This is a genomic window from Acinetobacter sp. 1294243, assembly GCF_000588015.1.
GTDB lineage: Bacteria > Pseudomonadota > Gammaproteobacteria > Pseudomonadales > Moraxellaceae > Acinetobacter > Acinetobacter pittii.
Map to the genome: position 1 here is coordinate 476,564 of NZ_JFXG01000001.1, position 21,941 is coordinate 498,504.

The 21,941-nt window shown below is 38.2% G+C and carries 19 protein-coding genes; 13 read left to right on the plus strand and 6 right to left on the minus strand.

What is annotated here, in order from left to right:
• Window positions 1-60 precede the first annotated feature (60 nt).
• Window positions 61-1,152: a redox-regulated ATPase YchF gene (gene ychF, locus J655_RS07160; RefSeq protein ID WP_032052202.1), complete on the plus strand. Its 1,092-nt coding sequence runs from the start codon at window positions 61-63 to the stop codon at window positions 1,150-1,152.
• Between the two features lie 46 nt (window positions 1,153-1,198).
• Here the strand turns inward: ychF and J655_RS07165 are convergent, their stop codons facing one another.
• Window positions 1,199-1,720, minus strand: coding sequence for a DUF962 domain-containing protein (locus J655_RS07165; RefSeq protein ID WP_032006684.1), 522 nt, complete (start codon window positions 1,718-1,720; stop codon window positions 1,199-1,201).
• A 92-nt stretch (window positions 1,721-1,812) separates the two neighbouring features.
• On the opposite strand from J655_RS07165, the gene J655_RS07170 reads away from it, so the two are divergent.
• Both J655_RS07170 and J655_RS07175 read left to right on the plus strand, forming a co-directional pair.
• Window positions 1,813-2,520, plus strand: coding sequence for a Crp/Fnr family transcriptional regulator (locus J655_RS07170; RefSeq protein ID WP_032006685.1), 708 nt, complete (start codon window positions 1,813-1,815; stop codon window positions 2,518-2,520).
• 171 nt (window positions 2,521-2,691) lie between these two features.
• Window positions 2,692-3,027, plus strand: coding sequence for a hypothetical protein (locus J655_RS07175; protein ID WP_032006686.1), 336 nt, complete (start codon window positions 2,692-2,694; stop codon window positions 3,025-3,027).
• Window positions 3,028-3,101: 74 nt separating this feature from the next.
• Here the strand turns inward: J655_RS07175 and J655_RS07180 are convergent, their stop codons facing one another.
• The gene (locus tag J655_RS07180) at window positions 3,102-3,572 is read right to left on the minus strand and encodes a hypothetical protein (protein ID WP_025469827.1); all 471 of its coding nucleotides are present in this window, start codon (window positions 3,570-3,572) and stop codon (window positions 3,102-3,104) included.
• A gap of 121 nt (window positions 3,573-3,693) precedes the next feature.
• Here J655_RS07180 and J655_RS07185 point away from each other — a divergent pair, with 121 nt between their 5' ends.
• The 6 genes from J655_RS07185 to dapC all read left to right on the plus strand — a co-directional run bounded on the left by J655_RS07185 (window position 3,694) and on the right by dapC (window position 10,485).
• On the plus strand, window positions 3,694-4,416 hold the full coding sequence (locus J655_RS07185; RefSeq protein ID WP_001111398.1) for an AzlC family ABC transporter permease: 723 nt from the start codon (window positions 3,694-3,696) through the stop codon (window positions 4,414-4,416).
• Window position 4,417: 1 nt separating this feature from the next.
• Window positions 4,418-4,759 carry an L-valine transporter subunit YgaH gene (gene ygaH, locus J655_RS07190; protein ID WP_032052203.1) on the plus strand — a complete coding sequence of 114 codons (342 nt, stop codon included), beginning with the start codon at window positions 4,418-4,420 and terminating at the stop codon, window positions 4,757-4,759.
• A 130-nt stretch (window positions 4,760-4,889) separates the two neighbouring features.
• A complete protein-coding gene (locus J655_RS07195) occupies window positions 4,890-5,279 on the plus strand; it encodes a tautomerase family protein (RefSeq protein WP_032052204.1) in 390 nt (129 codons plus the stop codon).
• Window positions 5,280-5,381: 102 nt separating this feature from the next.
• The gene (gene purT, locus J655_RS07200) at window positions 5,382-6,599 is read left to right on the plus strand and encodes a formate-dependent phosphoribosylglycinamide formyltransferase (RefSeq protein WP_079381102.1); all 1,218 of its coding nucleotides are present in this window, start codon (window positions 5,382-5,384) and stop codon (window positions 6,597-6,599) included.
• 27 nt (window positions 6,600-6,626) lie between these two features.
• Window positions 6,627-9,290: a [protein-PII] uridylyltransferase gene (gene glnD, locus J655_RS07205; protein ID WP_000608324.1), complete on the plus strand. Its 2,664-nt coding sequence runs from the start codon at window positions 6,627-6,629 to the stop codon at window positions 9,288-9,290.
• Window positions 9,291-9,315: 25 nt separating this feature from the next.
• Window positions 9,316-10,485: a succinyldiaminopimelate transaminase gene (gene dapC / locus J655_RS07210; RefSeq protein ID WP_032006689.1), complete on the plus strand. Its 1,170-nt coding sequence runs from the start codon at window positions 9,316-9,318 to the stop codon at window positions 10,483-10,485.
• A gap of 53 nt (window positions 10,486-10,538) precedes the next feature.
• Here the strand turns inward: dapC and J655_RS07215 are convergent, their stop codons facing one another.
• From J655_RS07215 to msrB, 4 genes are all read right to left on the minus strand, one after another.
• Window positions 10,539-11,171, minus strand: coding sequence for a LysE family translocator (locus J655_RS07215; RefSeq protein ID WP_032006690.1), 633 nt, complete (start codon window positions 11,169-11,171; stop codon window positions 10,539-10,541).
• Window positions 11,172-11,235: 64 nt separating this feature from the next.
• Window positions 11,236-12,072 carry an AraC family transcriptional regulator gene (locus J655_RS07220; RefSeq protein ID WP_032006691.1) on the minus strand — a complete coding sequence of 279 codons (837 nt, stop codon included), beginning with the start codon at window positions 12,070-12,072 and terminating at the stop codon, window positions 11,236-11,238.
• A gap of 8 nt (window positions 12,073-12,080) precedes the next feature.
• A complete protein-coding gene (locus J655_RS07225) occupies window positions 12,081-12,566 on the minus strand; it encodes a glutathione peroxidase (protein WP_002114194.1) in 486 nt (161 codons plus the stop codon).
• On the minus strand, window positions 12,563-12,982 hold the full coding sequence (gene msrB / locus J655_RS07230; protein ID WP_002114184.1) for a peptide-methionine (R)-S-oxide reductase MsrB: 420 nt from the start codon (window positions 12,980-12,982) through the stop codon (window positions 12,563-12,565). Before msrB ends, J655_RS07225 begins: the two co-directional genes overlap by 4 nt.
• A 239-nt stretch (window positions 12,983-13,221) precedes the next feature.
• Here msrB and J655_RS07235 point away from each other — a divergent pair, with 239 nt between their 5' ends.
• The 4 genes from J655_RS07235 to dnaE all read left to right on the plus strand — a co-directional run bounded on the left by J655_RS07235 (window position 13,222) and on the right by dnaE (window position 21,935).
• Window positions 13,222-14,652, plus strand: coding sequence for a pyridoxal phosphate-dependent aminotransferase (locus J655_RS07235; protein WP_032006692.1), 1,431 nt, complete (start codon window positions 13,222-13,224; stop codon window positions 14,650-14,652).
• Between the two features lie 473 nt (window positions 14,653-15,125).
• Window positions 15,126-16,433, plus strand: coding sequence for a dicarboxylate/amino acid:cation symporter (locus J655_RS07240; protein WP_032052205.1), 1,308 nt, complete (start codon window positions 15,126-15,128; stop codon window positions 16,431-16,433).
• A 672-nt stretch (window positions 16,434-17,105) separates the two neighbouring features.
• On the plus strand, window positions 17,106-18,173 hold the full coding sequence (locus tag J655_RS07245; RefSeq protein WP_014206524.1) for a type II asparaginase: 1,068 nt from the start codon (window positions 17,106-17,108) through the stop codon (window positions 18,171-18,173).
• A 198-nt stretch (window positions 18,174-18,371) separates the two neighbouring features.
• The gene (dnaE, locus tag J655_RS07250) at window positions 18,372-21,935 is read left to right on the plus strand and encodes a DNA polymerase III subunit alpha (protein WP_032052206.1); all 3,564 of its coding nucleotides are present in this window, start codon (window positions 18,372-18,374) and stop codon (window positions 21,933-21,935) included.
• Window positions 21,936-21,941 lie beyond the last annotated feature (6 nt).

Here is a 21,941-nt window from a genome sequence, read left to right on the forward strand (position 1 = left end):
TCATGGCTTTCATGTAAAATCAGCGACAATTTTTAATTTACACATTTGTGAGTGGTTTTCATGGGTTTTAATTGCGGTATTGTTGGTCTGCCAAACGTAGGGAAATCTACCCTTTTCAATGCATTAACGAAAGCAGCGATTGCAGCGGAAAACTTCCCTTTCTGTACCATTGAACCAAACACAGGTATTGTTCCTGTACCAGATCCACGTTTAGACAAACTTGCTGCGATTGTTAAACCACATCGTATTTTGCCAACTACAATGGAATTTGTGGACATTGCAGGTCTTGTTGCTGGTGCATCAAAAGGTGAAGGCTTAGGTAACCAATTTCTTGCTAACATTCGTGAAACTGATGCAATTGCACACGTTGTACGTTGTTTCGAAGATGAAAACGTAATTCACGTAAATGGTAAAATTGATCCGTTAGACGACATCGCAACTATTAATACTGAACTTGCACTTGCCGATCTTGAAACTGTTGCTAAAGCAATTTTACGTTTAACTAAAGTTGCTAAAGGCGGTGATAAAGAAGCTGTAGCAACTAAAGCAGTTTTAGAAAAAATCCAACCGTTACTTGACGAAGGTAAACCAGCGCGTGCAGCTGATTTATCTGATGACGAACGCAAATTAGTTCGTGGTTTTGGTTTAATGACTTTAAAACCAACCATGTATATTGCAAACGTTGCAGAAGATGGTTTTGAAAATAACCCGCATTTAGATGCAGTAAAAAAACTTGCTGCGGAAGAAAACGCAATTGTTGTTCCTCTTTGCAACCAGATCGAAGCTGAAATTTCATTATTAGAAGATGAAGATCGTGCTGAGTTCCTAGAAGCAATGGGCATGGAAGAACCAGGTTTAAATGTGGTTATTCGTGCAGGTTATGCACTTTTAGGTTTACAGACTTATTTCACTGCTGGTGTACAAGAAGTACGTGCATGGACAGTAAAAGTTGGCGCAACCGCTCCTCAAGCAGCTGGTGTGATTCATACTGACTTTGAAAAAGGCTTTATCCGTGCTGAAGTTGTTGCATATGATGACTTCGTACAATACAACGGTGAAAACGGCGCTAAAGAAGCTGGAAAATGGCGTTTAGAAGGTAAAACTTACGTTGTTCAAGATGGCGATGTAATGCACTTCCGTTTTAACGTTTAAGTTTAAAGCTTAAAAAAAGCCCCAATATGTTGGGGCTTTTTTATATTTAATGACTTAAATCCATCGTCTCTCGTTTACTACGCGCCTCTTGTAAAATACGCTCATGTAGTGACTTTCTAAAACCTAGCATAAATATAAATTCTGCCAATACAAATAATGGTCCTATCGCAAGTCCTATCACATCATCAACAAAAGCAGGTTTTTTCTTTTCAAAATAATGTCCCACAAACTGAAAGACCCAACCCACCACAAAAAAACCAATACTTGTCGCTAACCATTGTCCCAACGATAACTGGGCAATTTGGCTCGCCAGTGGATACACAGCAACTAAGATAACGAGCATGAGTAAACCAAAAACTTTATCTAAAATAAAGTAATAGATCGTACTAGCTACAATCAGCACTATGGCTAAAGTCAGTTTAAAACTGCCAATATCGACTCCAGCTTTCGCAGTTAAACACAAAATTGAAAACACGATGAGCGGAATACCGATAAAATGCGTCAAAATATTTTTATGATTTAAGTGGTAAGCCGCATATTTGCTAAGCTGTTGCTCCAGATTTGACATGAGTTATTCCCTATTCACTTACATATAGTCATACTGTACATATAAGGAAAACGTAAAGTTGTCAGCTATTTGACAAAGTAATGAATTTTTTCATGGATGACCGAATTTTGGACCTAATTTATATTAATCGACTAAAAGAAAACACATGGTTTAGTGTGCTTCCGGAAACATTCCAAAATTTTATTTTAGAACATGGCAAGCAAATCACCTTTGAGAAAAATAGCTACGTTTTCCACGCTCAAGATGAGTTTGATGGCATTTATACTGTGCTTGAAGGCTCAATTAGCTTGGGTTATGTCGATGTAAATGGTAATGAAGCTCTTTCTGCAATTGCTGAGCCGATTATGTGGTTTGGTGAAATATCGCTAATTGACCATGAACCGCGCTCACACGATGCCATTGCCTTGAAAAAAAGTACAGTTCTACATATTCCTGCAAAACCATTAAATGATCTACTCCAGGACAATCCATATTATTGGTATTTTTTCGCACGTTTAACGAGCCAAAAACTCAGGTATGTTTTCTTAGAACAGATTGCTATCCAAACACGTAGTATTTCTCAACGGCTAGCTCAACGTCTTCTGTTCATTTTAGAGGGATACGGCAACCATATTCTTATTCAAGATCATCAAATTCATATTTCTCAAGAACAGTTGGCAAATATGCTGACCACATCTAGACAGACGATCAATCATGAGCTGAGCCTGCTCGAAAAACAGAAAATCATCAAAATTGCTTTCAGAAAAATTGAGATTCTAGATATTGAGAAATTGAAAGTAGTTGCTCAAGCACAATCCTAATTTTTTAAAAGCGGCTAAATAATAAAAACTTAAAATTAAATTAAAAAATTAGATAACACTGCAAATCAAAACATTGTTCAAACTCTATTTCCACAAAATAAATGTGTTAAAGCAGATATTTTGACCCTACACTCAAGCTGAGCAATAATACTCAACAAGGCGCTGATTAACATGAAAAAATTATCAACAATTCTTACAGCAAGCGTATTGGCTATGCTAAGTGTTTCGGCATTTGCATGTCCAAAAGGGACTCAACTACAAGGCGGTACAGGACCGAATCACAAGGGTGGAAAATGTGTAGCGGTACATGGAAAAACTACAGCTCAAAAAGCCAAGAAAGAGGTAACTAAAACTAAACAGGATGTTAAAAAAGACTTAAGCACTCAAAAACATGATGCAATGACCAGCGCGACACATGCTCAACATGAATCACAGCAAATGACTCATCAAATGAAACAAGATGCTGTGAAAACTGCCAACACCGCTAAAGCTGCCACAAAACCGTAATTCACATTCACTCATTATCGTTTAAAAGCAAAAAAAGCGAGATTGATCATCTCGCTTTTTTATATTCATTAGTTTTATTTTGGCGAAGTATTTCCAAGATTTGGCGTATCGATCGCATCCTTACATTGAGCCTTATCTCGCTCATAGTCCGCTTGTTTTTGGGCCACTGAACTATTGTTTTCTAGTGTTTCGCGTGCCCATATATCTAAACTTGTCAGGGCCTTACGACAGAGTGCATATTTCCCTTCTGTCACTGAGTCCGTCATTTTTACATTAATGCGCCAGTCTGTACTCAATTGGCGTAAAGGTTTACGAACTTTGTCATCAATTTGGCTGAGTTGTTTTTCATAAACTAAATGCTCAACCGTGTTAATCAATGTCCATGCTTTTTGAGCATAAACAGTTGCATCATTGGTTAGTTTCGGTGCTGGCTTAATTTCTACTTTTTTTTCTGCACCCTGATTACCATTATCACAGCCCTGCAATGTAAAAATACCTGCACTTATCATGGCGATATAAACTAAACGAATCTTTGCCTTGAACATATCAAACTGCCGATTAAACATTTCGGCACTATGCTATTAAATTCGGCTACAATACTCAATCTTTCAAGTATTTTTATCATTTGGTTTATTGCCAAGGTGTATTGTGTCCGAACAACAATTGATGCCTGCCCAAACAGCAACTTTTTGGCAAGGCGCCAAAGATAGCCAAGCTATCGTACTCACCTATTTACCCGTTTCTTTTGCCTTTGGCGTTTCTGCCTCTCAGTTTGGTTTTACACCATGGGAAGCTTTTTTTCTATCTTGTTCAATGTATGCTGGCGCTAGCCAGTTCTTGGTTGTCGCTCTTTTGGCTAGCGGTTCATCCATCTGGCTAACAGCATTAACAGTTATAGCACTAGATATTCGCCATGTCCTGTATGGACCTGCTCTATACAACCTGATTCCAAACAAATTAAATCTTAAGAAAACTGCAGTATGGGCTTGGGGCTTAACCGATGAAGTTTTTGCCAGTGGAATGATCCAACTTTCACAGCGCAAACAACAATGGTCCGAGTCTTGGATGCTTGGCTTAAGTCTATTTAGTTGGATGGCTTGGGCAAGTGGCTCTTTGTTAGGTGGATTATTTGCCGATCAAGTTGCTCATTTACCAAAGTTTTTACAAGCAGCTTTAGACTTCTTATTACCTGCTTTATTTTTAAGTTTTTTATTAGCCGCATTTGAACGAAAGCATAGCCTTGTTGTTGCTGTATCTTTAGTAGTTTCAGCTTTGGCGTGTTATTGGATTAACTTATCAGCGGCTATCTTTATAGGTATTTTTTCAGGCATTTTAGCTGGTCTATTTAAACATTATGTGCTGAAACAGCATGATGAGGTTGAGGCTTAATATGAACCTAGAAATTATTCTAGTCGGCATTATTGTAGGCATAGCCAATTTTGCTTCACGCTTTGGACCTTTTTTTGTAATACAAAAATTACAGGGTTCGCAGCAAAGACGCGGCTCAATCTGGATAAAAATTGCTTTGGGAAGTATTGGAATATCTGCAATTAGTGCCATGCTTGTAGTTGCTACTCTTCCACCTCTCCTTGAAAATCCCAATAAGAGTTTCGCAATGCTTATCGGTTTTTTAGTTTTAGCAGGTCTTTATTTTAAATTTAAGAAAATCGTACCAGCAACTTTAACTGCCGCAATTGTTTATGGTCTGATCTATACTTATTTACCTTTATAAATAGATAAACTTATCTTCCTTATATAAAATAAAATCTGGCCAGAGGCGTTTAAGATTGAAACTTCTGGCCTGAAAAATCTAATTTTGAATTGATTAAAAAGATAACCTTAGCTACTTAATAGAGATAAAAATGTCACAAGTTAAAATTTATGCAAATGAACAAACCATTATGCAGTACCGAGAATTACTTTCTCATGCAATCCATCAGGCGCTTATTGAAGAATTGAAATATCCTGTTGAGAAAAAATTTCAACGTTTTATTAGCCTTAAACCAGGAAATTTCATTTACCCTTCTGACAGAAGCCAGCATTACATTATTATTGAACTTTCAATGTTTGCAGGCCGCAGTGCAGCCACTAAAAAGCAGCTTATCCAAACCTTATTTCGTAATATTCAAGAACAATGTAGAATTTCTCCACAAGACATTGAAATTACTATTTTTGAAACACCTAAAGAAAATTGGGGCATCCGTGGTAAAAATGCGGATGAATTGCTTTTAAACTATCAGGTTAATATCTAAAAACCACTTTTTTAATTGTCCGACAAAATTACTTTTTTTATGCATGATAAGGCTTAACTCCACCATAAGTTCTGCTATGCTTAAAAAAATAATTTTGTCAGGATGATTCGCATGAGCGTGACACTCGGTACCCCACTTCAATCTTCTGCATTTAAAGTTTTATTGTTAGGTTCAGGAGAGCTTGGCAAAGAAGTTGTAATTTCCTTACAACGCCTTGGTGTAGAAGTACATGCAGCCGACCGTTATGATCATGCACCAGCAATGCAAGTTGCACATTTTTCTTATGTGTTAAACATGGCAGATCCTGCTCAATTAAAACAACTCATCGAGAAAATTAAACCAAATTTAATTGTTCCAGAAATTGAAGCAATTGCGACAGAAGTTTTACTTGAAATTGAAGCGAGCAAAACAGCAACTGTCATCCCTTCTGCTAAAGCTGTAAACCTCACAATGAACCGTGAAGGCATCCGCCGTCTTGCGGCTGAAGAACTTGGCCTACCTACTTCTGCTTATCGTTTTGCTGATACGCTCGAAAGCTTCCGCGCCGCTTGCGATGACATTGGTTATCCAAACTTTGTAAAACCAGTCATGTCTTCTTCAGGTAAAGGACAGTCTCGTGTAAAAAGTTTCGATGAAGTTGATGCTGCATGGGAATATGCAATGCAAGGTGGCCGTGTTAACCAAGGTACGGTCATTATTGAATCTCAAATTGATTTTGATTTTGAAATTACATTACTTACCGTTCGCGCTAAAAACCCTGAAACTGGTGAAATTGAAACTCATTACTGTGACCCAATTGGTCACCGCCAAGATGCCGGTGATTATGTAGAAAGCTGGCAACCTCAACCAATGACGGCGGCGGCACTCGAAGAAGCAAAACGTATTGCAAATAAAGTGACAACTGCACTTGGTGGCTGTGGTATTTTTGGTGTAGAACTGTTTATTAAAGGTGACAAGGTTTGGTTTAGTGAAGTCTCACCTCGCCCACACGATACAGGACTCGTAACTTTAGCATCTCAGTTTCAAAGTGAATTTGAACTGCATGCACGTGCAATTTTAGGTTTACCTGTAAACACAGCACGCCACAGTGTTGCAGCAAGTGCAGTAATTTATGCTGGAGTTGATGCCAGCAATTTAAGTTATAGCAATCTCAATGTAGCTTTAACACACCCAGACACCGATTTACGCCTGTTTGGCAAACCAGAAGGTTTCAAACGTCGTCGTATGGGGGTAGCAACCGCTCGTGCTGAAAATACTGATCTTGCTCGTACCTTAGCGAAAGAAACCGCTGATCAAGTAAGCGTTCAAACAAACTCTTAATTTTTACTTATTGGTAGACCCATTTTCATGATCAATATATCGCCATTGTTGAACTATGTCTCAAGTCATCATGATATTAAAGCCATTAATCAATGGCGAACGGATGTAGAAAAGCAGTTGCAAGATTCATATGAAAATGGGCAATCTATTCGTGAAATCATTAAAGCCCGTTCAGATTTAGTAGATGAAGCACTGATCTTTTTATGGAAACATGCTGAACTCGATCAGACAGAACTGGGCCTTTTTGCTGTAGGCGGTTATGGACGCCGTGAAATGTTGCCCTATTCTGACGTCGATATCATGATCCTATCGGAGCATGAAATTAACGAAGAAAACGAAAAACGTATCTCTACATTTATTTCGTCTTTATGGGACGTTGGCAATTTCAAACCCGGCATTAGTGTTCGCACGATTCAAAGCTGTGTTGAGCAGGCCGCTACCGATTTAACCGTTGCAACAACTTTAATTGAGGCGCGGTTAATTACTGGCAATAGTCAGCTTGCGAAATGGCCTCGCCGTATTGTTTCGCAGACATGGACTGACAAAACATTTTATGACGCAAAAATGGCCGAACAAGCCAAGCGTTACCATCAACACAACAATACTGAAAGTAATTTAGAACCCGATATTAAAAATGCACCAGGCGGTATCCGTGACATTAACCAAATTGGCTGGATTGCCAAACGTCACTTTCGCGTAAACCGGATTTATGACTTAGTGCATTTAGGTTTCATTTCAGAGTTTGAATTGGCAGTTTTAGAAGAAGCAGAAAGTTTTCTTTGGGAAATTCGACATCATTTACACCGTTTAGCTAAACGTGATGAAAACCGTTTACTCTTTGACCACCAAAGGGAAATTGCCGCTAAATTTGGATATGTGCGTCAAGAAGGTCAACCTGTAAATTATGGTGTTGAGCAATTCATGAAGCGCTACTACCGTACGGCGCAACAGGTTTCAACACTCAATGAAATGTTGCTGGCGTATTTTAGCGAGTCAGTGATTACTCCTCGACTCCCCAACTATGAACGCAAAATTGAAGTTGTTAATGATCACTTTAAAATTGTCGACAATAAACTTGCGGTACAGCATCATAAAATATTCGCAGAACATCCAAGCGCAATTTTAGAGCTGTTCTATATTTTAGCCAATCGACCAGATATTGAAGGTATTCGCGCCCGAACTTTACGCTTACTTATTCTTGCCGCAAAACGAATCAACCAAAGTTATCGCGATAATCCAGAGCATCAAGCACTGTTTATGTCGATTATTCGTTCACCATATCGTTTATACGATACCTTGGTTGCGATGAAACGTTATGGGGTTTTAGGAAACTATATTCCTGCTTTTGGCCAAATTATGGGCCTTATGCAATATGACCTATTCCATATCTATACGGTCGATGCTCATACATTATTATTGCTGCGTAATTTAAATCGTTTTAGAGAACCTGAATTTGCCAAAGAATTCCCTGTAGTAAGTTCAGTTTTCCAACGTCTTGCTCGTCAAGATATTGTGTTCATTGCTGCTTTATTCCATGACATCGCAAAAGGTCGCGGTGGTGACCACAGCGAACTCGGCGCAGAAGACGCGATTGAGTTTGGCCGTGCACATGGCTTTACAGAGCGTGAATGCAAATTAATTGCATGGCTTATTCAAAACCATTTGCTCATGTCTTTGACCGCTCAGAAAAAAGATATTTCTGATCCTGATGTCGTGAAAGATTTTGCCGAAAAACTGGGCGATATGGAGCATCTCGATTATCTATATACCTTAACGGTTGCCGATATTAACGCGACAAATCCAAAACTATGGAACACATGGCGCGCTTCTCTCATGCGTCAGCTTTATACGCATGCTCGTGATGTAATCCGTACAGGTTTAGGCCGTCCTGTTGACTACCAAATGCTGATTGAAGACACCAAGTTTGCAGCAAGTGAATTATTAGTAAATAACTTTGCATTGGCTGATGTCGAAAAAGTATGGCAAGAACTAGGTGATGAATACTTCATTAAAGAATCGGCGGATGAAATTGCGTGGCATACACAAGCAATTTTAAAACACGGTGATAATCCAGAGCCATTAGTCCTATTGCGTGCTCACCGTAAAGCAGCTCAAGATGCGGTGCAAATCTTTATTTATACTCGCGATCAACCTAACCTATTTGCCACCACTGTTGCCGTTTTAGACCGAATGAACTTAGACGTTCAGGACGCAAAAATTATCACGGCAAGTACAGCATTTAGCTTAGACACTTATGTTGTACTTGATCGTTTCGGGACATTGCTTACCGACCCAGAACGTGAAGAAACCGTTAAAAATGCATTAGTGAAAGCCCTTAGCCAACCAGACCAATATCCGGGACTCATGCAACGTCGTATTCCACGTCAATTACGTCATTTCGATATTGAAAATACAGTCGACGTAACATTAAATGAAGCCTTACAGCAAAATATGGTCGAAATTTCAACACTCGATCACCCCGGCCTACTTGCACGCGTCGGTGGTTTATTTATGATGCAAGGTTTAGACATCCATTCAGCCCGAATCGCAACTTTAGGCGAACGTGCCGAAGATATTTTCTTTGTCACCAAAAAAGATGGAAAACCGCTGAATAACGAAGAGGTCAAACTCTTCTCGGAAAAACTGAAAGCTGCATTAGATGAAGCATCTAATCAAATTTGTCAGCACTGAAACTCAACTACTTGGTAACTGTTTAATGAACTCTAGCTTGTCGTTATTACACCCGTATCCATTTGAAAAGTTAAACCAACTTTTTAAGGATACTACTCCTGCTAACCTTCCCTTGATTCCTCTATCAATTGGCGAACCTAAGCATCCAGCACCAGAGTTTGTTAAACAGGCTATTATTGATAACTTTAACCATTTATCAACTTATCCAAACAGCAAAGGCTTACCAGAGCTTCGCCAAAGCATTTCAGATTGGTTAACTAAGCGCTTTAAACTTAACAGCATTAGTGCTGAAAACCACATCTTGCCTGTCTCTGGTACACGTGAAGGCATTTTCTCTTTTGTACAGGCATTAATTAATCGTGAAGATGCACCTTATGTGGTGATGCCGAACCCATTTTATCAAATTTATGAAGGTGCAGCTTTACTTGCAGGTGCAAAGCCATACTTCATTAATTGCACGGAAGAAAATGGCTATTTAGGTGATTTTGATGCAGTACCAGCAGAAGTTTGGGAAAAGACAGCCCTACTTTTTGTATGTACACCGGGTAACCCAACAGGTACTGTGCTTTCCAAAGAACAATTTAAAAAGCTAATTGCCTTATCTGATCAATATAATTTCGTTATTGCTTCTGATGAATGCTATTCAGAGCTTTGGTTTGACCAAGCACCTACTGGTCTATTAGAAGTTTGTGCTGAGCTTGGTCGTGATGACTACAAAAACTGTATCGTATTTCATTCACTTTCAAAACGCTCAAACTTGCCGGGTTTGCGCTCAGGTTTTGTAGCGGGTGATGCCGATCTGTTAAAGCCATATTTACAATACCGCACCTATCACGGCGCGGCAATGCCTGTTCAACACCAGCTTGCTTCAATTGCAGCATGGAACGATGAAAACCATGTTGAAGAAAACCGTAAGCAATATCGTGCAAAGTTTGACTTATTCCAATCTGAGCTAGGCCATTTACTGCCATTACAAAAACCTGATGCTGGATTTTATTACTGGTTAAAAGTCGATAATGATGAAACTTTTGCCAAGATACTGATGGAAAAAGCACACATTAAAGTTTTACCGGGTCGTTATCTATCTCGTGATACCGAACAAGGTAACCCTGGTGCCAATCATGTGCGTATGGCTTTAGTAGCAGATTTGGCACAATGTGAAGACGTTGTTAAACGTTTAAAAGCGATTCTTTAAACCCAGCAAAATTGCATAGCCTTCATTTTGTTTAGAAGGCTATGCGATCTGCTTTAACTATAGGCAACCAATAACACTGCGAAAAAAATGAAAGCCAGACTGGAGCAATAATATATTCCTCTAGCAGAGCGTTTAATCTGTGCTAATACACGCTCTTGACGCAATAAACGAACTAATAATAAATTCCACCCGAAAACCACTCCTGTCATCCATATACTCATTAGTAATTTTTGAAATAAGCTAAATTCCTGTTGAATAGGTAACATTAAACTACTATAAAACATAATATTTTTAGGATTAAGAAGACTAGATTGCAAACCCAGAGCCAAGCTTTTAACTTTACTCTTATAACTAGACTCTTGTTCAACCAAACTATTTTCAGCAACAGTAATATTTAAGTTTGTTCCTTGAGTGGCTCTAAAACAAAGAAAACTCAAATAAACTAAATATCCAGCCCCCAGCCATTTAAGTACTAAAAGAATCGTTTTGCTTAAATTGCCAAGCACCATAAATCCAAATATACACACCATTAAGATAACAGCATTACCCAAAGTAATTCCCAGAATAACGCCATAGGTATAACGTGCTCCTTTTTGCAAAAGACTGGTCAAAATAAGAAAAAAATCTGGACCTGGAGATAGTAGTGCTAAAAAGTGAGTAAAGGCGATAACCAAAAAAACTTCCATAACGATTTCATCTTTAAAATTGTATGGAGTAGCTTAAAAATAGAGAAAAATAATTTCTTGTAAATTATTGCGCGGCTGCAAGTTGAAACTGTCGAGGAGTAATTCCCGTATGTGCTTTAAAAGCTTTATGAAAATGGCTTTGATCACTAAAGCCTAAATTGACAGCTAGCTCTGCGAGTGAAATCCCTTGCTTTAATTGAGCTCTGGCTTGATTAATCTTTAAATTAATTTGAAATGCATGTGGAGTTAAACCAACATTGGCCTTGAATAAACGAATGATTGCATATCGACTAAGACCAACCTGCTCTGCAAGCTCTTCAAGAGAAATAAATTGTTCTGACGATTTAATAATATGAATTAAGTCCAAAAAATCTTCATACAAATATTCAGTTTTTTGTATTTCTTCTAATACGAAATGTGGGAGTAACAACTGGGTAAGGCAATAGATCAGCGACTGTTCTTTTTCAATAATTAATTTTTCAGGATCGAATAAAGTTTCATTCATATCAGAAAAAGCCTGATATAAAGTTTCTTCTTTTATTATGAGCGGCTTATGCTGAGGCAGATGTAAATCCAGACCATGTTCTCGAAATTCTGAATACAGCTGATTTAACCACCTTATGTCCAAATGTAGCATTTGGTAACTCCAAGCCTGATCCGGAAAAGGGTTACATGAATGCTCAATATGTGCTGGTACAATCACCAAAGTACCAGCATCAATCTTTTGGGGCGTACCAAATGAACTATGAAAAACGCTATTCCCCTCGTCTATAGCCCCGATAGAAAACGTTGGATGACTATGAGACTTATAACACGTTCGGCTAAAACAGGATCTTCTGGTTTCAACATACGGCATTCGCCCATCTTGCCAAAACTCAAAAGCTTGAGGAATAGCGTTCATTTAAACGATTAACTCGCTAATGCTTTTTCAATATCAGCTTCTAAAGCTTCTGGCTTAGTCGTAGGTGCATAGCGATTTAAAACAGCACCATCTTTGCCTACCAAAAATTTGGTAAAGTTCCATTTAATGCTACTACTACCTAAAATACCTTTAGCTTCACGTGTTAAATATCTAAAAATCACATGGGCTTCCGGACCTTTTACATCAACTTTAGCAAACATGGGAAATTTTACCCCATAGTTACGCTGACAGAAGCTACCAATTTCTTTATTGCTTCCTGGATCTTGCCCACCAAACTGGTTGCAGGGAAAACCTAAAACTTCTAATCCTTGATCTTTATATTTTTCATATAGTTTTTCGAGGCCAGCAAATTGTGGTGTAAAACCACATTTACTGGCAGTGTTTACAATTAGTAAAACTTTACCTTTGTAATCAGCCAATTGCTTAACTTCACCCTCTAACAGCTCAGCTTCAAACTGATAAATATTACTCATGGATAGGTTTCCTCATCATTTTTTTCTTCTGTTTTCAGTTGTAATGATGCCGAGTTTACACAGTAGCGCAAACCTGTCGGCTGTGGTCCATCTTCAAATACATGCCCTAAATGAGCTTCGCAATCATGACAAACTATTTCAGTTCTGACCATACCATGCGTTAAATCTTCATGTTCATCAATGACAGCACCATTGATCGGACGGAAGAAACTTGGCCAACCGCAACCGCTATCATATTTGGTATCTGATGAGAACAACTCTGCGCCGCAGCAACGGCAAACATAGGTACCATGTTGCTTAGTATTCCAGTATTGCCCCGTAAATGCAGGTTCAGTGCCTTTTTGTCGTGTAATCCGATACTCTTCTGGTGATAACTCTCTTTGCCATTCCCGGTCTGTTTTATTGACTTTTCCCATGACATACACCTTTTATTCTGAAGTAAACATTTCTGATGATCGAGTTTTATATTTACGCCATTCATCACAAAAACACTAGTCTCTGAACGTAAAATTTGTTGGAATTTAAACATATAAAGAACAAAAAGCAAAAAGTAAGCAAAATACAAAATCAAAAGTAAGCAAATTTATTACCAATCTACTTTAAAGCAAGCAAACATAGTGCTATTCTAAGTGCGCACGGTTGTATAGGACAGAACATGTCTCAGAAAAAAAGTGTGGTTTTCCAACAACTACTACCAATTATCAAACAATATCAACAATCGGGTTTTACCCATGAAAAAATTGTTGAACTATTGAAAGATCAACATGATCTAAATTTGGTAACAGTTAAAACATTTAAAAGTTATTTATACCGATATACAAAAGTGAATCCCGTTATGTCTAAAAATACTGCTACCATCCATTCCATGCCATCTACTCGAGAAATCAAAAAATCATCGAAGCTTGAGCATGTTTGTTATGACATCCGTGGGCCAGTTTTACGAGCCGCCAATGAAATGGAAGAGCAAGGACATAAGATTATCAAGTTGAATATTGGTAACCCAGCTCCTTTTGGATTTGAAGCACCACAAGAAATTATTAATGATGTTGCTTTAAACTTACCAAATGCAATTGGTTATGTTGACTCAAAAGGTATCTTCCCTGCTCGTAAAGCAATTTGTCAGTATTACCAGCAAAAAGGAATTCTCAATATGCATGTCAATGACGTGTATATTGGTAATGGCGTATCTGAACTCATCGTAATGGCTATGCAAGGCCTATTAGATGACGGAGACGAAATGCTGATTCCAATGCCGGATTATCCGCTTTGGACAGCAGCCGTTAATCTTTCAGGCGGCACAGCAATTCATTATAAATGTGATGAAGAAAATAGCTGGTATCCAGATATTGCCGATATTGAAAGTAAGATTACTCCGAATACTCGCGGTATTGTCATCATTAACCCGAACAATCCTACGGGTTCAGTATATCCACGCCACATTCTTGAACAGATTGTAGCGATTGCAAAAAAATATGATCTAATTTTATTTGCTGATGAAATTTACGACAAAATTATTTATGACGGCATTGAACATGTTTCAGTAGCGTCATTAGCGGGCGACCAGCTTTGTGTATCTTTTAATGGTTTATCAAAAGCTTATCGTATTGCAGGCTTCCGTTCAGGCTGGATGGCAATTACGGGTGATAAAAGCCGTGCTGCCGACTATATCGAAGGTTTAGATATGTTAGCGTCAATGCGCCTATGTGCTAACGTTCAAGCTCAATATGCGATTCAAACTGCCCTAGGCGGTTATCAATCAATTAATGACTTGATTCGTCCTGGTGGCCGTTTATATGAACAGCGTAATATTGCTTGGGAAATGCTTAATGAAATTCCAGGCGTAAGTTGTGTAAAACCAGATGGAGCAATGTACTGTTTCCCGCGCCTTGACCCGAACATCTACCCAATTGAAGATGATGAAAAGTTAATGCTTGATTTGCTACGTGCAGAAAAAGTTTTATTGGTGCAAGGTACAGGCTTTAACTGGCCAACACCTGATCATTTCCGCGTGGTTTTCTTACCTGCTGAAAATGAATTACGTGAAGCAATTACCCGTCTAGGTCGTTTCTTAGCCAATCGCCGTTAAAAAATGCATAACAAAAAAAGGCATCTCCAAATAGGTGCCTTTTTTATAATTCTATTTTTTTCATTTTTATAAAAGAAGAATCTCCTAATCACATAACAATTTTATCAACACAAATAAATTATTGTATTTAAAGTATTTTTATAAGTTTTATGATTCTTTCACCTTTAAAAATTAGTTAATTTTTTGATTTATATATTTTTTACCATACGTTTTAAATTACTTGATTTCCTTCAATCTACTTAACCTTTATTATGCAAAAAATGCATGGATCAATATTTTTTTGCATTTCACACCGCTTCAAAATCGAGCAACAATCCATCTCCATAACAACATCGCCATATTCGATTCGGTTAAAACAGATACAGATCTAGGAAGATAACATCGTTAGAACAACCGAACTGAACTAACAAGGAAAGCTTTCAATCATTCAAATCCCATCAAAGGATGATTGAATCAAATGGATAGAGGTTCATATGAAGCAAAAGAAATTGCTCAAGTATATTGTTGTTGCTATTTTACTTGGCATACTGACAGGTTGGATTTGTCACCACTTCTTTAATGAGGGTGAACAATTGAAGCAAATCGCTTCTTATCTCAACATACCTACAGATATCTTTTTACGCCTTATCAAAATGATTATTGCTCCATTGGTATTTGCCACTATTGTTTCAGGCATTGTATCAATGGGGAAATCGACATCAATCGGCAGTATCACCCTTAAATCAATGACTTGGTTTATTACTGCTTCGTTCGTATCGCTTGCTATCGGTATGGGTCTGGCAAACTTTTTCCAACCAGGTGCAGCTTTAGATTTAGTATTACCAACTGCGCAACAATTGAGTAGCTCTTCTGCTCCAGCGACTACAGGCTTCACTCTACAATCATTTTTAAGCCATGTTTTCCCACGCAGTATTGCCGAAGCAATGGCAAATAACGATATTTTGCAAGTCCTTGTTTTCTCTATTTTCTTTGGCTCAGCCCTTGCTTTTGTAAATCAAGGCAAAGAAAAAGATTCAGTTATCATTCGTTTGACTGATGAACTCAGCAGAATCATGTTCCGTATTACTGATTACGTCATGATGTTTGCACCTGTTGCAGTATTTGCAGCAATCGCTTCAGCAATTACAGTACAAGGTTTAGGCTTGATTGTTGACTATGGCATTTTAATCGCGGAGTTCTACTTTGGTCTTTTATTACTGTGGATCATCTTATTCTCTGTAGGTGCAATCGTACTTAAAAAAGATATTTTCCGTTTAGGTAAATTAATTCGTGAACCAGTAACGCTTGCTTTTGCTACAGCTTCAAGTGAATCAGCCTATCCTAAGGTTATGGATGCACTAAATAAATTTGGTGTGCCTAAAAAAGTAACGAGCTTTGTATTACCTTTAGGTTATTCATTCAACCTTGATGGTTCAATGATGTACACCACGTTTGCAGTGCTCTTTATTGCTCAGGCCTACAATATTGATCTTAGTTTCACTCAACAAATCTTAATTTTGTTAACTCTAATGGTAACAAGTAAAGGTATTGCAGGTGTTTCTCGAGCTTCTATTGTAGTTATTTCAGCGACGCTCACTATGTTCCATTTACCTGAAGCTGGCATCCTTTTATTACTCGGTATCGATCAGTTCCTTGATATGGGCCGTACTGCAACAAACGTAGTAGGTAACAGTATTGCAACCGCAGTTGTTGCCAAGCTTGAAGGTGACAAAGTGGCTGATACTGAAGAACTACCAGAGCCAGTATTAATTAAATCAACTCAAGAACAAACAACCGCATAAGTTTCTCTTTTCTCCCACTCTCCCAACTTAAGAGCAATTTTATATGACCTTATAAAATTGCTCTTTTTTTTTATTTTAAAATTGCTGGCAGAAATTTACCTATATTTTTATATTAAATAATGACTTTAAACTGCTATTAAATTTTCTTAAACCGAACCTTAAAAATAGAATAAAAATGATTCAAACAAATTTTATATTTTTAAAAATAAATACCAAGTGATTAAATTTTAATTCAATTTACAACAATTAAATTATATTAAATTAATGGAATTATTTTTCAATTCATACTGAAAAATTTAAAATCATCTTAATATTAAATTATAACAATAAAAATCAACAATATAAAAATATCAAATGGCAAAAAATTACTTAAACACATCTATTATTTTTTAATTTTATACAGATAAAAAAATCATTTGTTTTATTTATATTAAAAAGTAAACAAATCAAGATAAATTAGAAAAACTTAATAGATTTTTTATTTTATTCATGTTATTTATTAGCGCTAAATAAAAGCAATGATTAAGCAGTTGTTGGTGAAACAAAATGCTATTCAAGGATGCTTCTTATTCAAACAAGTTATGAATATGTTTTACATGGTATGTATTTTGCTTAGGAAAAGCAGTCATATTCAACAAACTTTTACTTCGTCACTTCATAAGGATATTTTCGATGTTGACTAAAACTGTTAAATCTTTAGGTTTAGCGATGGGCTTATTAGCCTGCTCTCTCCCACTTTATGCAAAAAATAATGTTGTTGTAGTTGCGACTGGCGGTACTATCGCTGGTGCTGGCGCAAGCTCGGCAAATAGTGCAACTTATACTGCTGCAAAAGTTCCTGTTGATACGCTAATTAACGCAGTTCCACAAATCAAAGATTTGGCAAATGTAACTGGTATTCAAGCTTTACAAATCGCTTCTGAGAGTATTACTGACAAGGAACTATTAGAAATTGCTCGTCAAGTGAATGAGCTTGTTAAAAAGCCATCTGTTAATGGTGTCGTAATTACACACGGTACAGATACTTTAGAAGAAACAGCATTTTTCTTAAATTTGGTTGTTCATACTGATAAACCGATTGTACTTGTTGGCTCAATGCGTCCTTCAACTGCTCTTTCAGCTGATGGTCCACTTAACCTTTATAGTGCAGTTGCTTTAGCAGCTTCTGATGATGCGAAAAATAAAGGCGTTATGGTTCTCATGAACGACTCTATTTTTGCTGCACGTGATGTAACTAAAGGCATTAACATTCATACAAATGCTTTTGTTAGCCAATGGGGCGCTTTAGGTACATTGGTTGAAGGCAAGCCTTACTGGTTCAGACAATCTGTAAAGCGTCATACAAATGCTTCAGAGTTTAATATTGAAAATATTAAAGGCGATGCACTTCCAACTGTACAGATCGTTTATGGTTCGGACTCTATGCTTCCAGATGCATATGAAGCGTATGCAAAAGCTGGTGCTAAAGCGATCATTAATGCAGGTACTGGTAACGGTTCTGTACCAAAATATATCGTACCAACCTTACAAAATCTTCACGACAAAAACGGTATTCAAATTATCCGTTCATCACGTGTCGCACAAGGTTTCGTATTACGTGATGCAGAACAACCTGACTCTAAATATGGTTGGGTAGCAGCACATGATTTAAACCCTCAAAAAGCGCGTCTTCTTGCAGCTTTAGCTCTTACTAAGACTAATGACACGAAAGAAATTCAGCGCATGTTCTGGCAGTACTAAGTTTTTCAACCAGCCCAAACACAAAGTTTGGGTTGGTCCTATTTCTTAAAAATAAGCTCTTTTATATTAAATCTGTACAATAGATATTCAAATCATTCTTCTTAAATAATAAAATCCTTAACAGTTTGCCAAAATATTAAGCATTTCGTTTTAACTTTGCGTGCTAAACTATGCTGCAGTCGTATTAAGGATTGGTTTATGCAGTTTGTTCATCTCGGTATTTATACAGAATTTTCGATTACAGAGTCGATAGTTCGCATACCTGACTTGGTCAACGCTGCGGTTAAAGACCAAATGCCTGCGCTGGCATTAACCGATCTATCAAACCTCCATGCAGCTGTAAAATTTTATAATTCTTGTTTAAAAAAAGGGATTAAGCCGCTTTTAGGTAGCACAATTCGCCTTGACGATGCTCAACATCGTGCAACTTTACTTGCAATGAGTAATGTAGGCTGGAAAAGTCTCACCGAAATCGTTTCACGCGGTTTTATTGAAGGGCAACAACTCAGTATTCCATGTGTAAAAAAAGAATGGGTACTTGAACAGCATCAAGATATTATTGTTTTACTTGGCCAACATAGTGATGTGGGTCAGATGCTTTGCTCATCTAACCCTCAAAAAGCAGCTCCGCTTTTAGAGGCATGGATTGAAAAATTTGGTAACCGTGTTTATCTGGCTTTAACACGTACCGATCGTCCTGGTGAAGAAGACTTTATTCAAGAAGCTGCTAAACTTGCTGCCCAATATAATGTGGGTGTAGTTGCGCATAATGATGTGCACTTTGTAGAAAAAGAAGATTTTGAGGCACACGAAGCACGTGTTTGTATTGCTGATGGCTATGTATTAGCAGATGATCGTCGTCCACGCTTATATAGTCCTGAGCAACATTTTAAAACCTCCGATGAAATGATTGAGTTGTTTTCAGATATCCCAAGTGCTATCGAAAACACCTATAACATTGCAAAACGCTGTAATGTTAGCTTACAACTCGGCACCTACTTTTTACCTGACTATCCGACTCCAGATGGCTTTACTATTGACACTTACTTTGAGCATTTGTCAAAAGTAGGTCTAGAAGAACGCTTAGATTATCTCTACCCTGTCGAAAAACGTAGCGAAGACTGGCCAGAAATTCGTAAGCCTTACGATGAACGAATTGATTACGAAGTCGGCATTATCCTCAAAATGGGATTCCCGGGTTACTTCCTTATCGTCATGGACTTCATCCAGTGGGCAAAAAATAATGGCGTTCCTGTAGGACCTGGTCGTGGTTCAGGTGCGGGTTCACTCGTTGCCTATAGCTTAAAAATTACTGACCTTGATCCACTTCGTTACGATCTACTTTTCGAACGTTTCTTAAACCCAGAACGTGTTTCGATGCCCGACTTTGACGTCGACTTCTGTATTGCCGGACGTGACCGCGTTATTGATTATGTTTCCCGTACTTATGGCCGTGAAGCCGTGTCGCAAATTGCAACTTTCGGTACGATGGCGGCAAAAGGTGCAATTCGTGACGTTGCCCGTGTATTGGGTAAGTCTTACGGTTTAGCTGACCGTATTTCAAAAATGGTACCGACTAAACCGCTCGGTGTGGACTTAGCCACTGCTATCGAGATGGAACCTCAGCTTAAAGATATCGTTACCAACCCATCTAACCCAGATAATGATGATGCGAGTGAAATCTGGGAAATGGCATTAAAACTAGAAGGTATCACCCGAAATACTGGTAAACATGCTGGTGGTGTTGTTATTGCACCCGGTAAGATTACCGATTTCTCGGCTGTACTTTGTGATGAAGATGGAACTAGCCGTGTTGCTCAATATGATAAAGACGATGTAGAAGCAGCCGGTCTCGTCAAATTCGACTTCTTGGGTTTACGTAACTTAACCGTTATTGAAGACGCAATTCAAAATATTAATAAAAATCGCGATAGTAATGATCCGCTCATTATTTCGCATGTTCCACTTGATGATGCTAAAGCATACTCTGTCTTTGCCGATGCAAATACAACAGCGGTATTCCAGTTTGAATCCGTCGGCATGAAACGAATGCTTAAAGAAGCACGTCCAAGTAAATTTGAAGAGATTATTGCATTCGTATCATTGTATCGTCCTGGTCCAATGGATCTTATTCCTGACTTTATTCACCGTATGCATGGTGGAGATTTTGAATATCTTCACCCACTTCTTGAAGGTGTATTAGAGCCAACTTACGGGATTATGGTTTACCAAGAACAGGTGATGCAGACAGCACAGATCTGTGCGGGTTATACGCTCGGTGGCGCGGACTTACTACGTCGTGCAATGGGTAAAAAGAAACCTGAGGAGATGGTTAAGCAACGCCAAATATTCTTGGCAGGTGCTGCTGAAAAAGGAATTGATGAAAGTACAGCCAACCATATCTTTGACTATATGGAGAAGTTCGCAGGCTATGGTTTCAACAAATCTCACGCCGCAGCTTATGCCCTCGTTGCCTACCATACTGCATGGTTAAAAGCACATTATCCTGCTGAGTTTATGGCAGCGGTAATGTCATCGGAAATGCAGAACACTGACAGTGTTGTATTTTTAATTGATGACTGCCGAAATAATGGTCTAGAAGTTTTACCACCATCAGTCAATATGTCGACTTATCATTTCCATGCGAGCGATGATAAAACTATTGTTTATGGTTTAGGTGCAATTAAAGGTGTCGGCGAGCAAGCGATGCAGTCAGTTATTGACTCTCGTCGACAATTTGGTCCTTATACAGATCTATTCGATTTTTGCCATCGTATTGATTTGAAGAAAATCAATAAGCGTACTCTTGAAGCGTTGATTCGTGCAGGTGCACTCGATTGCTTGGGAATTGAACGTGCAAGCCTAATGGCACAATTGCCTGAGGCGGTTCAAGCTGCCGAACAAGCGCGCAGCAATCGTGAAAGCGGTATTATGGATTTATTTGGTGAGGTTGAAGAAGTTCAACGTAAGCCTGCTAAACCCGTTAAACCGTGGAGTGATGAAGTTCGTCTAAAAGGCGAAAAAGACACGCTTGGTCTATATCTCACTGGTCACCCAATTGATGTTTACCGCCAAGAGCTTAAAGCTTTTATTCCTGTAAAACTTAATGAAATTACGGCTACACGTCGTGGTGTTACAACTGTGTATGCAGGTTTAGTCATTGACGTCGCAAACTTCCCAAATCGCGTAGTTATTGTACTAGATGATGGTACAGCTCGTATTGAAGTAAGTTGCAACCATGAACGTTTCCAACGTTTTAAAGATATTATCCAAGTTGAGCGTGTTGTCGTCTTTGAAGGCGAAATTTATGAAAGAGAAGGCTTTGAACGTCCGATGGGCCGTTTAACTAAGGCTTTTACTTTAAATGAAATACGACAAAAACGTGCTAACAGTATTCAGATCAAATTAACAGAAGAGTTTATGCAAGCCACTTTGGCAAAAGATTTACAAAATATAATCTTGCCATTTTGCAATGTAGATATGCATCAACATATCACTTTACAACTCCTGATTGATCAACCTTATGCTCAAGCTGAGCTTCAACTTGGTCCGCAATGGAAAGTTGCTCCTCTCGATGAATTACTTGCTAAACTCAGAGATTATTTTGGTAAAGATAATATTTATATTGAATATCAAGTAAAGTCGAAAGCAGCTAAAGCAGCAGAACCTGCTCGTCCGCAAACCGTTGCTTCCCCTCCCGCGGACATGACTATGGACGATGCATTGGATTTATACCAAAGCGAAGTTTCTCAATATTCGTAATTTCTG